We start from the raw sequence: 14,732 nt of genomic DNA, 5'->3' as shown, positions 1-14,732 counted from the left end.
GGTTTCGGCGAGCCTCTCCGGATTGAGGCTCGGACCTTCGTAGCCTCGTCGGGAGGCCCGCATCCTGCAGCACAGATCCCCGACGCGGCGCCCCGGGAACGCGAGGACGCATGGCGAGCATCATTGGACGTGACATGGCGGTGGACCTCGGCACCGCAAACACACTCGTCTACGTCCGCGGCAAGGGTGTCCTTGTCGATGAGCCGAGTGTGGTCGCGCTCAACAAGAACACCGGCGAGATGGTCGCCGTCGGCCATGAGGCCAAGAAGATGCTGGGACGTACGCCCGACGACATCGTCGCGCTGCGGCCGCTGAAGGACGGCGTGATCGCCGACTTCGAGGCGACCGAACAGATGCTTCGCTACTTCATCCATCAGGTCCACCGCCGCCGCTACTTCGCCAAGCCGCGGATGGTCATCTGCGTCCCGTCCGGGATCACCGCGGTCGAGATCCGCGCGGTGAAGGAGGCCGGCTACCAGTCCGGCGCCCGGATGGTGAACATCATCGAGGAGCCGATGGCAGCCGCGATCGGCGCCGGGCTCCCGGTGCACCTGCCGACCGGCAACATGGTCGTCGACATCGGCGGAGGCACCACCGAGGTCGCGGTGATCAGCCTCGGCGGCATCGTCACCTCGCAGTCGATCAGGACCGCCGGCCACCAGCTCGACAACGCGATCATGACCTGGCTGAAGAAGGAGCACGCGCTGCTCCTGGGCGAGCGCACCGCCGAGGAGGTCAAGATGACCCTCGGCTCGGTCTGGCCGCTGCCCAACGAGCCCGAGGCCGAGATCAGGGGACGGGACCTGGTCAGCGGCCTGCCGCGCACCGTGACCGTCTCGAGCGCCGAGGTGCGCAAGGCGATCGAGGAGCCGCTGCACGACATCTTCGACGCGGTCCGGTCCACCCTCGACCAGACGCCGCCCGAGCTGGCCGGCGACATCATGGACCGCGGCATCGTGCTCACCGGCGGCGGTGCCCTCCTGCGCGGGCTCGACGAGCGCCTGCGCCACGAGACCGGTATGCCCGTCCACGTCGCCGAGTCGCCGCTGACCTCGGTCGCGATGGGCGCCGGCCGCTGCGTCGAGGACTACGACGTGCTCCGCCCCGTCCTGGTGAACGAGAACAGGAGATGGTGACGTGTCGTTGCTGAGCCCCCGCCCCAGCGAACGTCTGCGCAAAGGGCTGGAACAACGCAAGGGCCCCAAACCCATGGTCCGTACGCCGCGGGAGCGGCTCAACCGCCGCGGCAGCCTCGAGACCAAGGCCGGCGGCGGTGGCCCGAAGCGCTCCTGGCTGATCGCGCTCATCCTGTGCTGCGCCACGCTGGCCACGCTCGACCAGACCCCCGTCCTGGAGCCGGCCCGCGCCGCGGTCGGCGAGGTGATCTCCCCGCTGGAGACCGGCGCGGCGATGGTGGCCCGTCCGTTCACCGACATCCCGGAGTGGTTCGACACCCGCGACGAGCTGCGTGACAAGGTCGCGAAGCTCGAGGCCGAGAACTCCTCGCTGCGCCGCCAGGTCGAGGTCACCGACTACGGCCGGGCCAAGCTCGCCGAGTACGAGTCGATCACCCGCGCCGCCGAGGACCTCGGCTACGCCATGGTGCCGGCGCGCGTCACCGCCTACGGCCCCGCCCAGACCTTCAACCGCACCGTCACCATCGACGCCGGCAGCGCCGCCGGGATCAGGTCCGACATGTCGGTCGTGACCGGCGACGGCCTGGTCGGCCGGGTGCTGCGGGTCACCAAGACCTCGGCAACGGTCCTGCTGATCGTCGACGCCGCCTCGGTCGTCGGCGGTCGCGTCGGCGGTGAGGACCGCAGCGGCAAGAAGTCCGGCCAGGTCGGGATGGTCCGCGGCTCCGGCGCGGTCGCAGGAGGCACCCCCTCCGGTCTGCTGACCCTCGACCTCGTCGACCAGTCCACCGCCCCGCTCAAGGGCGACACGGTCATCACCTGGGGTGATGGCCGAGCCGCTCCGTACGTCTCCGGGCTGCCGATCGGCGAGGTGACCGACACCTTCGAGAGCGTTCGTGACTCCTCGCAGACGGTGCGGATCAAGCCGTACGTCGACTTCGGCTCGCTCGACGTCGTCGGTGTGGTGGTGCCCGGCGACACCATGAGCGACCGCGCCGTCATCACACCGGAAGGAGAGCTGCGATGAGCCAGATGGAAGGTCGCGCCTCCGGCGCCGCCCCGGTGCTGCGCAACGTCCTGGTCGGCATGCTGGTCATCATTGCCGTCGTCCTCCAGCTGAGCGTGGCGCCGGCCTTCGCCATCCGCGGGATCACCCCCGACCTGGCGCTCCTGGTCGTCCTCGCGGTCGCGCTCACCCGCGGCGGGCAGGCCGGTCTGGTGACCGGGTTCGCGGCCGGCGTACTCCTCGATCTGGCGCCTCCCGCCGACCACACCGCCGGCCGGTGGGCGCTCGCGCTGCTGATCGTCGGCTACGTCGCCGGTCGCGTGCGCGAAGGCAGCATCGACGAGGGCAGCATCCACGGTGGCCAGGGCCGTCCCAACGCGATGACCGTGATGGCCACGGTGGCCACCTGCGCGTTCATCGGAGTCAGCATCTTCGCGGTCAGCGGCCTGATCCTCGGTGAGGCGCCGCTGACCCTGCTGCCGACCGTGGCGATCAGCGTGGGCTACGACCTGCTCCTGGCGCCGTTGCTGATCCCGGCGATGCTGTGGCTGATCGGCAGGGGGGATATCTGAGATGGCCCCGAGTCGACTCTCCACCGCCCAGGTCAGCCGACTGCGGCTGATCGTGATCCAGGCGCTCGTCTTCTCGCTGCTGGCCACGCTCGGAGTCAGGCTCTTCTATCTGCAGGTACGCCACGGCGACGCCTATCAGGCCGCCGCGGCCTCGCAGTCCAAGCGCGAGATCGTGCGCCAGCCGGTGCGCGGCATCATCGTCGACGCCCAGGGCCGGCCGCTGGTGACCAATCGCTCCGCCTGGGTCGTCAGCCTCGACCAGGGTGTGCTCGACGGGCTGGACGACAACGACAGGAAGACGCTGATGGCCCGCGTCGCCAAGGCCGTCGACGTGTCCCCGAAGAAGCAGGACGAGGCGATCGCCAACTGGTCCGGCACCCGCTACCAGCCGGTCCCGATCGCCACCGACGTCTCCGAGTCGACCGCGCTGCGCATCCTCGAGCAGCCGGAGGACTTTCCCGGTGTGGTCGCGGAGAAGCAGACGCTGCGCTCCTACCCGAGCCCTTTCGGCATCAACGCCGCCGGCGTGCTCGGCTATCTCTCCCCGATCACCGAGGACGAGAACGACAACGCCAAGGAGCGTGGCGACGAGTCGCTCAACATCACCTCGATGGTGGGTCGCTCCGGTGTCGAAAAGGAGTACGACCAGTGGCTGCGCGGGATGCCCGGCTACGACACCGTCACCGTCGACTCGCTCGGCCGAGAGATCGGGCGCGGCGACTCGGTCGCCTCCCAGCCCGGCGACACGCTGGTGACCAGCATCGACGCCAAGGTGCAGGGCCGTGCCGAGAAGCTGCTCGCCGAGTCGATCGAGACCGCGCGCAACACCTTCGACAAGATCTCCGGCCGCAACTTCGAGGCCGACTCCGGCTCGGTCGTGGTCATGGAGGCGCAGACCGGCCGACTGGTCGCGATGGCCAACCAGCCGACGTACGACCCCGAGGAGTGGGTCGGCGGGATCACCCAGAAGCAGCTCGACAGGCTCTACTCCGAGAAGGCGGGCTACCCGCTGTTGCCACGGGCGACGCAGGGTCAGTTCGCGCCGGGCTCGACGTGGAAGCCGTTCATGACGGTCGGCGCGCTCAACAACGGCTACAGCCGCGACACCCTGCTCAACTGTTCCAGCGGGCTCCAGGTGGGCAACCGGGTGTTCAAGAACTACGAGTCGGGCGCCTACGGGTTCATCGACTTCGCCAAGGCGCTCCAGGTCTCCTGCAACACGTTCTTCTACCAGGTCGGGGTCCACTACTGGCAGAAGTACGGCGCCAACCCCGCCGACGTCAACGCCAAGGACCCGCTGGTGGAGACCGCCAAGGCCTTTGGCTTCGGTAAGCGCACCGGCATCGACCTGCCGGGGGAGTCGACGGGCCGGATCGCGGACCGGAAGTGGAAGGCCGAGTACTACCAGGCCATGAAGGGCTACTACTGCCGGATGGACGAGAAGAAGAACGCCCCCACCGACTTCCTGCAGCTCTTCGCCCACGAGTTCTGCATCGAGGGCAACTACTACCGCACCGGCGACGCGGTGAACTTCTCCATCGGCCAGGGCGACACGATGGTCACCCCGATCCAGCTCGCTCGGGCCTACGCGTCCCTGGCCAACGGCGGCACCCTCTACGAGCCCAGGATCGGGAAGGCGGTCGTCAGCGGCGACGGGACGGTGGTCGAGAAGATCGACCCCAAGGTTGCCGGCAAGGTGAAGATGTCGGCCAAGAGCATCGACTACGTCAACGAGGCGCTGCTCGGCACTCCCCAGTCGGGCTCCCTGGCCTGGAAGTTCGGCGGGTTCCCGCTCGACGAGGTGAAGGTGCGCGGCAAGACCGGCACCGCCGAGGTCACCGGCAAGCAGACGACCGGCTGGGTCGCGACGTACAACAAGAAGTACGTCGTCATCATGACGATCTCCCAGGGTGGCACCGGCTCGGGCTCGGTGGGCGATTCCGTACGCAAGCTGTGGGAGACGCTCTACGGGATCGAGGAGGGCGGTGCCGAGGTGCGGCCCGACAAGGCCGCGATCCGGGGCATCGACCCGCCGAGGAACCTGCCCGCGTTCGGTGCCGACGGCTCGATCGTCGCCCCGAAGGACTGAGGGGTTGGTGGGCACAGCATGAAGAACGACGTGATGGCCTTCGTACGCCGAATCGACCTCGTCCTCCTGGCCGCGGTGCTGGTCCTGGTGTCGCTGTCGGTGCTGCTGGTCTGGTCCGCGACGATCCACCGGGACGCGATCACCGGTGGCGACACCACCGCCTACCTGCGCAAACAGGCGATCAACGTGGCCGCCGGGCTGGTGCTGATGGTCGGCGTGGTCGCGACCAACCACCGCTGGGTCCGGCTCCTGACGCCCGTGGCCTACCTGGCCGCGGTGGTCGGGCTGGTGCTGGTGCTGGTGATGGGCTCCACGGTCAACGGGTCGAAGTCGTGGGTGAATCTCGGGCCGGTGCAGGTCCAGCCCTCGGAGCTGGCCAAGCTGGCCGTGGTCATCGCGATGGCGCTGGTCCTGGCCGAGCGCAGCGAGGGCCGCTGGCGGGCACGGGTGTCGCTGGGCGACGTGGTCGCGATGATCCTGGTCGCGGCGGTGCCGATCGTCCTGGTCCTGCTGCAGCCCGACCTCGGCACCACGATGGTGCTCGGTGTGACGGTCTTCTGCGTGCTCGCGGCCGCGGGAACACCGCGGCGATGGCTCGCGCTGCTGGCGTTGACCGGCGTGGCGGGTGCCACGACGGTGGTCGCGACCGGGGTGCTGAAGCAGTACCAGATCAACCGGTTCATGGCGTTCACCGATCCGTCGCTGGATCCTCGCGGGGCCGGCTACAACGTGCAGCAGGCGCGGATCGCGATCGGCGACGGCGGCATCTTCGGGCAGGGACTGTTCCAGGGATCGCAGGCGCGTGCGGGCTTCGTCCCCGAGCAGCACACCGACTTCATCTTCACGGTCGTGGGGGAGGAGCTCGGGCTGGTCGGCTCGCTGCTGGTGATCGGGCTGATCGGTGTCGTGCTGTGGCGCGGGCTGCGGATCGCGGCGCGCACCGACGACCTCTTCGGGCGCGTGGCGGCGGCCGGGATCGTGTGCTGGCTCGGCATCCAGAGCTTCCAGAACATCGGGATGTGCCTGGGCATCATGCCGGTCACGGGGGTGCCGCTACCGTTGATCTCCTACGGCGGTTCCTCGATGATCGCGGCACTGCTGGCGGTGGGTGTGCTGCTCGGCATCTCGGCCCGCTCGCGGCGCACCGGTCTGGACCGGTCCGGACCACTTCAGGACCTCCGCTCGCGTGATCGCCTGCAGGTTGCTGCAGTGCGAAAAGATGTCGCGTTTCATCGAAATTAAACTCGATTACGTTCCCTCCCGGTGCCCTACAGGGCATCTGTTACCCCTTGCAGCCCTCATCCCGAGGCTGCTTGACGACGGGAGCAGTAACCGTGAACTCACCCCACAGAATCCAGCGCCTCGGCGCACTGGCAGCAGCGACGGTCACCGCCGTCGGTGCGGCTACCACCATCCTGGCCATGTCCGGTCCCGCCGGCGCAGCAGACAGCCCGGCACCGCTGATCGGTGCCGAGAAGTCGACGGCCATCGACAACTCCTACATCGTCGTGATGAAGGGCAACGGTGCGGCGGCCAAGGCCAACGCCGCCGACGCCCGGGCGCTCGCCAAGGAGAAGGGTGGCTCGGTGAAGTACGCCTATGACAAGGCGGTCACCGGGTTCTCCGCCACGCTCGACGCCGACGCGCTCGACGCGCTCCGCAGCAACCCCGACGTGGACTACATCGAGGCCAACCAGGTCGTGAAGGCCAGCGGCGACCAGGCCAACCCCACCTGGGGGCTCAACCGCATCGATCAGCGCAACCTGCCGCTGAACTCGAACTACCACTATGACTACACCGGCTCGGGTGTGAAGGCGTACATCATCGACACCGGCATCCGTTCCGCGCACGCGGACTTCGGTGGCCGGGTGACCTCCGGCTACACCGCCATCGGGTCCAGCACCGAGGACGAGAACGGCCACGGCACCCACGTCGCCGGCACCGTCGGCGGGTCGACGTACGGCGTCGCCAAGAACGTCACGCTCGTGCCCGTCCGCGTGCTCGACGCCTCCGGGTCCGGCACGACCGCCGGTGTGATCGCGGGTGTGAACTGGGTGACCTCCAACCACACCTCCGGTCCGGCGGTCGCCAACATGTCGCTCGGCGGCGGGGTCTCCTCGACCCTCGACTCCGCGGTCTCCAGCTCGATGGCGGACGGCGTCACCTACGCCGTGGCCGCGGGCAACGACTCCGGTGCGAACGCGTGCAACGGCTCGCCCGCCCGGGTGGCCGGTGCCCTGACCGTCGGCTCGACGACCAACACCGACGCCCGGTCGAGCTTCTCCAACATCGGCTCGTGCGTCGACCTGTTCGCGCCGGGCTCCTCGATCACCTCGGCGTGGCACACCTCCAACACGGCGACCAACACGATCTCCGGTACGTCGATGGCGACCCCGCACGTCGCCGGAGTGGCGGCGCTCTACCTGCAGGCGAACCCGACTGCATCAGCCTCTGCCGTCGCCTCGGCGATCAACTCCAACGCCACCACCGGCGTGGTCACCTCGCCCGGGACCGGTTCTCCCAACCGCCTCCTCTACTCGCTGTGGAGCGGTGGCACGGACCCGACGGACCCGCCGACCACGGGCAACCTGCTCACCAACCCGGGTTTCGAGTCCGGCGCGACCGGCTGGAGCGCCTCCTCGGGCGTGATCGACAACTCGAGCAGCGCCCCGGCACGCTCGGGCTCCTACAAGGCGTGGCTGAACGGCTACGGCACCACCCGCACCGACAACCTGTCGCAGTCGGTCACCCTGCCGACGACCGGCAAGACCCTGTCGTTCTACCTGCGGGTGATCACCAACGAGACGACCACCTCGACGGCCTACGACAAGCTGACCGTCAAGGTGGGGTCGACGACGCTGGCGACGTACTCCAACCTGAACGCGAGCTCGTCGTACTCGTTGAAGTCGTTCTCGCTCGGGTCCTTCGCCGGCAGCACCGTCACGCTGACGTTCACCGGCACCGAGGACTCCTCGCTCGGGACCAGCTTCCTGATCGACGACACCTCCATCGCCTGATCTGAGGCACTCGTCTGAAAGATTGACCGCACCGGGTCGCTCGCGTTACGCGAGCGGCCCGGTGTGTTGGGTTACAGACCATTTTTCCCGCCTTGTTTATGGGCTGTTTATAGGTGTTCACCTTTGGTATCTGCACGTTGCTGCAATGCGAAGAGTTGGGTCGTTACGGGTTCTACGTAACGTGATTACGTGGTTCACCGAACGCTTCGGGTTGCGGCCGTAGGGAGGGCGCAGGGCGTTCGGCCGGCACGTGCGAGGTCTGCGCGTGGGACCACCTACAGGCGGTTCCCAAGTCCGGTGCAATGAATGGTTGTGGCCCCATCGGGCCGCACGATGACGGGAGTCAGTTCGTGAACCGAACCATCAAGAACCGGGCCTTCAAGGCGCCGGCAGTCATCTCCGCCGTAGCTGTTGGAGCAGCAGCGTCGGCGATCGCCTTCACCGTCCCGGCCGGCGCCGCGGACAGTCCGGCACCGCTGCGCGGCGCGGACGCCTCGACCGCAATCGAGGGTGAGTACATCGTCGTGATGGAGAAGCAGGGCCGCAGCGACGTGGCCAAGTCCGAGGCCAAGTCGGTGCGCGGCGACGCCCGCGACGCCGGTGGAGACGTACGGGAGGTCTTCAACACGGCGTTCAACGGCTTCTCGGCCTCGCTCGACAAGGACGCCCTCGAAGAGGTCCGCTCCAACCCGGACGTCGCCTACGTGCAGGCCAACCACCGCTACACCACCCAGGGTGACCAGGCGGACCCGACCTGGGGCCTGGACCGGGTCGACCAGGCCGCGCTGCCGCTCGACAAGAACTACCACTACGAGCAGACCGGTAAGGGCGTGACCGCCTACATCATCGACACCGGCGTCGCGACCGACCACTCGGAGTTCAGCGGCCGCATCGGCGAGGGCTTCGACGCCGTCGACGGCGACACCGACCCGACCGACGGCAACGGTCACGGCACCCACGTCGCCGGCACCGTCGCGGGCACCACCTACGGTCTGGCCAAGGAGGCCACGATCGTTCCGGTCCGCGTCCTCGACGACCAGGGCTCCGGCACCACCGAGGGTGTCGTCGCCGGCATCGAGTGGGTCACCGAGAACCACACCGACGGCCCGGCCGTCGCCAACATGTCGCTCGGTGGCGGCAACGACGCCGCTCTCGACGCGGCCGTCCAGGCCTCGATCGCCGACGGCGTGACCTACGCCGTCGCGGCCGGCAACGAGAGCTCCGACGCCTGCGGCTCCTCGCCGGCGGCCGTCCCGGAGGCGATCACCGTCGGTGCCACCGACAACGCCGACGCTGCCGCGGACTTCTCCAACACCGGTGAGTGCCTCGACATCTTCGCCCCCGGCGTCGACATCACCTCGGCCTGGAACGACGGCTCGACCAACACCATCTCCGGTACGTCGATGGCGACTCCCCACGTCGCCGGTGCCGCCGCGCTCTTCCTCGAGGCGAACCCCTCGGCCACCCCGGCCGACGTCGCCACGGGCTTGACCGGCGCCGGCGTCCCCGACGTGGTCACCAACCCGGGCACCGGTTCCCCGAACCTGCTGCTCACCACGCTGTTCTGAGCCACTGGCTCTGAGCTCAGGGTCGTTGGGGCCGTCCGGGAGGGGCGGCCCCAACGCCCATTTTCCGCTCCGCTAGGACGGCTTGGTCCACGCGATGGTGTGCCGGAAGCCGAGGCGGCGCCGGATCGAGGCGCCGGGCATGACGTCGAGGACGATCTCTCGCAGCTCGTCGAAGGGCATCGTCGGGTCCTTGATCGGGACTGGGGTGACGGGTGCGCCATCGGATGATGGCCACGGATGCTTGACGTAGCCGATCATCGGGTTCGTCACTGCGGAGGCGAGGTCCCACAGATGGTCCGTCGCGCTGCGCGGCGGTGCGAGGCCGACCGCCAGGAACCGCCCGCCTGGCTTCAGGAGGCGGCGCACATCGGCGAGAGCGGCGGCGACGTCGAGATGGTGCAGGACGGCGACCATCGTCACCAGGTCGATCGGGCCGGTGGCGTCGGACCAGGAGCGACCGTCGATGGTCACGTTGGCGAGACCCGTGCAGCGAGCCGTGGCGTGTCGCCGCATCTCCTCGTCGCGATCGTTCCCGCGGACCGACGCGAACCGCGGCGACAGCGCCGCCACGAGCTCGCCACGTCCGCAGCCGACATCCAGCGCGCCGCGACGCCGCGCCGGCAGGTTCGCGAGGATCCAGCTGTGGAAGTGGTCGTTGTGGCTCCACGGATGCCGGGCGTTGAGCCTGGCCATGCCTGTCGCAATGGTTCCTCCGGCGAACTCTCCTGTCCACGTACGCAAAGCCATGCCCGGCATTCTGTCCTCGCAGCGCCAGGTTTGGTAGGGGAGTCAGGGGGCGGCGTACGCTTGGGGTTGATCGTTCCCGAGCTTTGAGGTGCCCATCGTGACCGTCGCCCAGAGCGACCTCGTTCCTGAGTCCGTCTTCCCTCGGCTGGAGCCGCGCCTGGCGCTGGTGTCCAAGCCGATCCAGTACGTCGGTGGGGAGCTCAACTCGACCGTCAAGAAGTGGGACGAGGTCGAGGTGCGGTGGGCGCTGATGTACCCCGACGCCTACGAGGTCGGCCTGCCCAACCAGGGTGTCCAGATCCTCTACGAGGTGCTCAACGAGCGTGACTGGATCGCCGCCGAGCGCACCTACGCCGTGTGGCCCGACCTCGAGAAGATCATGCGCGAGGGCGACGAGCAAGGACCGATTCCGCAGTTCACCGTTGACGCGCACCGTCCGGTGAAGGCGTTCGACGTGTTCGGGCTGTCGTTCTCGACCGAGCTCGGCTACACCAACATGCTCAACGCGCTCGATCTCGCCGGGATCCCGCTGCACGCGGTCGACCGTGGCGACGACGACCCGGTGGTGCTCGCCGGCGGCCACGCCGCGTTCAACCCCGAGCCGATCGCCGACTTCCTCGACGCTGCCGTGCTCGGCGACGGCGAGGAGGTCGTGCTCAAGATCTCCGAGGTCGTGCGCGAGTGGAAGCAGGACGGTCGCCCCGGCGGCCGCGACGAGCTGCTGCGGCGACTGGCCGTCTCCGGGGCCGTCTACGTCCCGAAGTTCTACGACGTGAACTACGCCGCCGACGGCCAGATCGAGGCCGTGGTCCCCAACCGCCCCGACATCCCGTGGCGGGTGCGCAAGCACACCCTGATGGACCTCGACGCCTGGCCCTACCCGCGGAATCCCTTGGTGCCCTTGGCTGAGACCGTCCACGAGCGGTTCTCGGTGGAGATCTTCCGCGGCTGCACCCGCGGCTGTCGCTTCTGCCAGGCCGGGATGATCACCCGCCCGGTGCGCGAGCGGTCGATCACCACCATCGGCGACATGGTCGAGAACGGGATCCGGAAGTCCGGTTTCGAGGAGGTCGGCCTGCTCTCGCTGAGCTCGGCGGACCACACCGAGATCGGTGACGTCGCGACCGGCCTGGCCGACCGCTACGAGGGCACCAACGTGTCGCTCTCGCTGCCCTCGACCCGCGTCGACGCCTTCAACATCACCCTGGCCAACGAGTTCTCCCGCAACGGCCGTCGCTCCGGTCTGACCTTCGCCCCCGAGGGTGGCTCCGAGCGGATGCGCAAGGTGATCAACAAGATGGTCACCGAGGAGGACCTCATCCGCACCGTCGGCGCCGCGTACTCCCACGGCTGGCGCCAGGTGAAGCTCTACTTCATGTGCGGCCTCCCGACCGAGACCGACGAGGACGTCCTCCAGATCGCCGAGCTCGCCAAGAAGGTCATCGCCAAGGGCCGCGAGGTCTCGGGCCGCAACGACATCCGCTGCACCGTCTCGATCGGTGGCTTCGTACCCAAGCCCCACACCCCCTTCCAGTGGGCTTCCCAGCTCGACCACGAGACCACCGACGAGCGGCTGCAGAAGCTGCGCGACATGGTCCGCGCCGACAAGAAGTTCGGCCGCGCGATCGGGTTCCGCTACCACGACGGCAAGCCCGGCATCGTCGAGGGCCTGCTGTCTCGCGGCGACCGTCGGGTCGGCCGGATCATCGAGCACGTCTGGCGCGACGGCGGCCGCTTCGACGGCTGGAGCGAGCACTTCTCCTACGACCGCTGGATGACCGCCGCCGAGACCGGTCTCGCCGGCACCGGCGTCGACCTCGACTGGTACACCACCCGCGAGCGTGAGTACGACGAGATCCTCCCCTGGGACCACCTCGACTCCGGCCTCGACAAGGACTGGCTCTGGGCCGACTGGGAGGACGCCCTCGCCGTCGCCAACGGCGAGGACATCGAGGTCGAGGACTGCCGCTGGACCCCCTGCTACGACTGCGGCGTCTGTCCTGAGATGAACACCGACATCCAGATCGGCCCGACGGGCAAGAAGCTGCTGCCGCTCTCGGTCGTGTAGCCGGTTTCCTTCTCGGATCAGTCGCTGATTGAACCGGTGGATGGAAAGACGTTGCCGGCTATGCAGGTCGCGTGGTGGTCGCCGGCATTCCATTCGTCCTTCGTGGGCGCGAAACTGTAGGTGGACAGCGAGAGTCCGTCGTTGTTGTCGGCCGTGAGCCGGATGAATGCCGCGCGACACGACTCATAGGTGCGTTCCTCGACATCGCTGTACCCAGGCCAACTGGTGCCCGGTATCGGGGCGAGCTGGTAGATCTCCCAACGGTGCTCCTGCGCACACGGGACGACGTCGACAATGCCGAGTGCGCTCTTGACACCGCCCGGCTTTGGGTCGTTGTAGCAATCCCCGACCAGTAGATCCATTGCCCAAGCCGTCCCGTTCGACGTCACCGCTCCGATGCTGTCGCGCTCGATGTTGGCACCGCTCGTGAACCACCAAGCACTACCGACGAGCCCGACGATGAGGGCAAGGCCGGAGGCTCCGATCGCAATTCCGGTGATCGCCTTCTTTGTGCCGTGGTTGCGGCCCCGGCGGGACCTGATGAGCACCGCGATCGCAAGTCCGATGCCGACGATCGGTGCCAGCGGGAAGAAGATGAAGCAGCACAAGATCAGGGCGACGATCGCCATCGCCTGAGAAGGCCCCCCGGGCTCCGACGATGGGGAAGCTGCTGGGTTTGGGCCAGGCGCCGTGGGGTGCGCGTCGTTCGACATGAGCGGATGATGACATGCCCGTACGGGCATGCGCAGGGTGACCTGACCTACCAACCCTGGGTGCCGTTCCGGTCCACCGCAGGGAGCCGTCACTTTCCCGCATGTGCACGGAAGTGGCAGCGACCGGTGCGACTTCGGCTGTCATTACCCCGCACATGCGGGATTGTGACGGTCGTAGCTCCTGGTCAGGGACTGGTGGTGCGCATCGTGCCGGTGACGGGGTCTTCGGAGACGGCCCAGCAGGCGACCTTGTAGGGCTCGTCTGCGGAGATCGACAGTCCGTAGCGCCAGGCAGCCTCTTCCTCGGGAATGTCGAGGTACTTTGCTACGGCGTTGGAGCAGAGCGGATCAGCTTCGGCTTCAGCATCCTCGAACCAGCCCTTGTCGGGAAGCGTGTAGGTGCCGGCGACCTCCACCCGGTGAGGCTCGTAGCAGGGTGTGGAGATTGGGCGCTCGGTACTCAGCAGGCAGTCGCCCGTGACGGACTCTTGAGGAGGAACGGGCCAACCGGCGTCCTCCGCCACCTCGGGAACGTCTAAGGTTTCGGTGGCCGTCACCAGGGTCAGACCGAGGACCAGAGTGACAGCCAGGTGCAGCGCGGCACTCGCCAAGGCGATCGACGCCGGCACCTTGCCGTGGTCGATGCCGTGGCGTGAGCGCAGGAGCACCATGACGGCGAGGGTCGTGCCGGCGAGCGTGCACGCCAGGCCCAGGAAGGTGTCCAGAGGGCCGATCAGCAGACCGAGCGGAGGGACCCACGCCAAGGTGAGCGCCAGCGCGACCCAGGCCAGCGTCGACGACTGTGCGGCCTGTGGTCCGAGCGCCGCGGGCTGGTGATCCATGGCGCGGAGGCTAGGGCATCGAGCGGTTCCGCGTCCTCGGTATGGATCGGCGTACCCGATCTGGCTGACCGGTCAGCTGATGGCGGCGGTGGCCTCCACCTCGATGAGTACGTCGGGGCGGAAGAGGCCGGCGACCTGCACCAGCGAGCTGGCCGGCGGGTTCGCGAGGTCGACGAACTCGTCGCGCACCGCGCGGATCAGCGGCAGCTCGGTGGTGGCGACGACGAAGTAGGTCAGCTTCACCACGTCCGCCCAGCTCGCGCCCGCGGCGGCCAGGGCCACGCCTAGATTGACGAAGGTCTGCCGGGTCTGCGCCTCCCAGCCGTCGGCCACGGCGCCCTCGTCGGTGACACCGACCTGGCCCGAGGTCACGACCAGCCGGGCGCCTGGGTCGGTGATCACCGTGTGGCTGTAGCCGGCGGGTGCGGGAAGGTCTTCGGGGGTCAGGAATTCCATCCGCTGAAGGTAGACCCGACTCGGTATCTTTGGCGACCGGTTACCGGCTGCTCAGCCGACCGGGCGGACCCAGCGGCGCCACTCGGCCTGCGACTCGTAACCCGAGCTCTTCCACAGCGACTGTCCCAGGTCGTTGCCCTCCAGGACCATCGCGTCGATCCGGCCCGCGCCCAGCGCCACGAGGCGGGTCTCGGCGTGGTCCAGGAGGCGGCGGGCCAGCCCCTGGCGGCGTACGTCGGGGTGGACCGCCAGTCGGTAGAGGTGGGCGCGCCAGCCGTCCCAGCCGGAGATCAGGGAGCCGACGACCCGGCCGTCCTCTGTGACCGCGACCGTGCAGGCCTCCGGGTCGCGCGCGATCAACGTCTCGACCTTTACCGCGGAGTCCGTCGGCCGCGCGTCGTTCTCCGCCGCCACCTCCCACAACTCCAGGAGTGAGGGGACGTCAGCAACAACCGCTGGGCGCAACTCGATCACGGCGGGAAGTCTCCCACGCGCTCGCTCGACCACCGGTAGGTTGC

13 protein-coding genes are annotated in these 14,732 nt (G+C 68.4%); 8 read left to right on the top strand and 5 right to left on the bottom strand.

From position 1 onward, the window contains the following. Window positions 1-110 precede the first annotated feature (110 nt). The 7 genes from ABTW65_RS21920 (at window position 111) to ABTW65_RS21890 (ending at window position 9,388) form a co-directional block, all read left to right on the top strand. Window positions 111-1,136 carry a rod shape-determining protein gene (locus tag ABTW65_RS21920; protein WP_160024659.1) on the top strand — a complete coding sequence of 342 codons (1,026 nt, stop codon included), beginning with the start codon at window positions 111-113 and terminating at the stop codon, window positions 1,134-1,136. Window position 1,137: 1 nt separating this feature from the next. Continuing rightward, entirely contained in the window at window positions 1,138-2,163 is a 1,026-nt protein-coding gene (gene mreC / locus ABTW65_RS21915; RefSeq protein WP_350664011.1) for a rod shape-determining protein MreC, read from the top strand. Then, entirely contained in the window at window positions 2,160-2,714 is a 555-nt protein-coding gene (gene mreD, locus ABTW65_RS21910; RefSeq protein ID WP_350664009.1) for a rod shape-determining protein MreD, read from the top strand. Before mreC ends, mreD begins: the two co-directional genes overlap by 4 nt. A 1-nt stretch (window position 2,715) precedes the next feature. Then, a complete protein-coding gene (gene mrdA, locus ABTW65_RS21905) occupies window positions 2,716-4,803 on the top strand; it encodes a penicillin-binding protein 2 (protein ID WP_350664006.1) in 2,088 nt (695 codons plus the stop codon). Window positions 4,804-4,821: 18 nt separating this feature from the next. Further along, window positions 4,822-6,045, top strand: a complete 1,224-nt coding sequence (gene rodA, locus ABTW65_RS21900; protein ID WP_350664004.1) for a rod shape-determining protein RodA — start codon at window positions 4,822-4,824, stop codon at window positions 6,043-6,045. Window positions 6,046-6,137: 92 nt separating this feature from the next. Then, window positions 6,138-7,820: a S8 family peptidase gene (locus ABTW65_RS21895; RefSeq protein ID WP_350664002.1), complete on the top strand. Its 1,683-nt coding sequence runs from the start codon at window positions 6,138-6,140 to the stop codon at window positions 7,818-7,820. Window positions 7,821-8,170: 350 nt separating this feature from the next. Continuing rightward, window positions 8,171-9,388, top strand: a complete 1,218-nt coding sequence (locus ABTW65_RS21890) for a S8 family peptidase (protein WP_350664000.1) — start codon at window positions 8,171-8,173, stop codon at window positions 9,386-9,388. A gap of 72 nt (window positions 9,389-9,460) precedes the next feature. Here the strand turns inward: ABTW65_RS21890 and ABTW65_RS21885 are convergent, their stop codons facing one another. Further along, the gene (locus ABTW65_RS21885; RefSeq protein WP_350663997.1) at window positions 9,461-10,135 is read right to left on the bottom strand and encodes a class I SAM-dependent methyltransferase; all 675 of its coding nucleotides are present in this window, start codon (window positions 10,133-10,135) and stop codon (window positions 9,461-9,463) included. Window positions 10,136-10,232: 97 nt separating this feature from the next. Between ABTW65_RS21885 and ABTW65_RS21880 the strand changes: the two genes are divergently transcribed. Next, window positions 10,233-12,203 (top strand): TIGR03960 family B12-binding radical SAM protein, encoded by a 1,971-nt coding sequence (locus ABTW65_RS21880; protein WP_350663995.1) that lies wholly within the window; start codon window positions 10,233-10,235, stop codon window positions 12,201-12,203. A 17-nt stretch (window positions 12,204-12,220) separates the two neighbouring features. Here ABTW65_RS21880 and ABTW65_RS21875 read toward each other — a convergent pair whose 3' ends face one another. The 4 genes from ABTW65_RS21875 to ABTW65_RS21860 form a co-directional block, all read right to left on the bottom strand. After that, window positions 12,221-12,832 (bottom strand): DUF4190 domain-containing protein, encoded by a 612-nt coding sequence (locus ABTW65_RS21875; RefSeq protein ID WP_350663993.1) that lies wholly within the window; start codon window positions 12,830-12,832, stop codon window positions 12,221-12,223. Between the two features lie 269 nt (window positions 12,833-13,101). Then, entirely contained in the window at window positions 13,102-13,758 is a 657-nt protein-coding gene (locus ABTW65_RS21870) for a hypothetical protein (protein ID WP_350663991.1), read from the bottom strand. A gap of 72 nt (window positions 13,759-13,830) precedes the next feature. Beyond that, a complete protein-coding gene (locus tag ABTW65_RS21865) occupies window positions 13,831-14,214 on the bottom strand; it encodes a RidA family protein (RefSeq protein ID WP_350663988.1) in 384 nt (127 codons plus the stop codon). A gap of 51 nt (window positions 14,215-14,265) precedes the next feature. Next, window positions 14,266-14,688 (bottom strand): GNAT family N-acetyltransferase, encoded by a 423-nt coding sequence (locus ABTW65_RS21860; RefSeq protein ID WP_350663986.1) that lies wholly within the window; start codon window positions 14,686-14,688, stop codon window positions 14,266-14,268. Between the last annotated feature and the right edge of the window lie 44 nt (window positions 14,689-14,732).

Origin of the sequence: Nocardioides sp. NPDC127503, from assembly GCF_040302165.1 — a bacterium.
Lineage (GTDB): Bacteria > Actinomycetota > Actinomycetes > Propionibacteriales > Nocardioidaceae > Nocardioides.
This window is presented reverse-complemented; position numbering and strand designations above follow the sequence as displayed.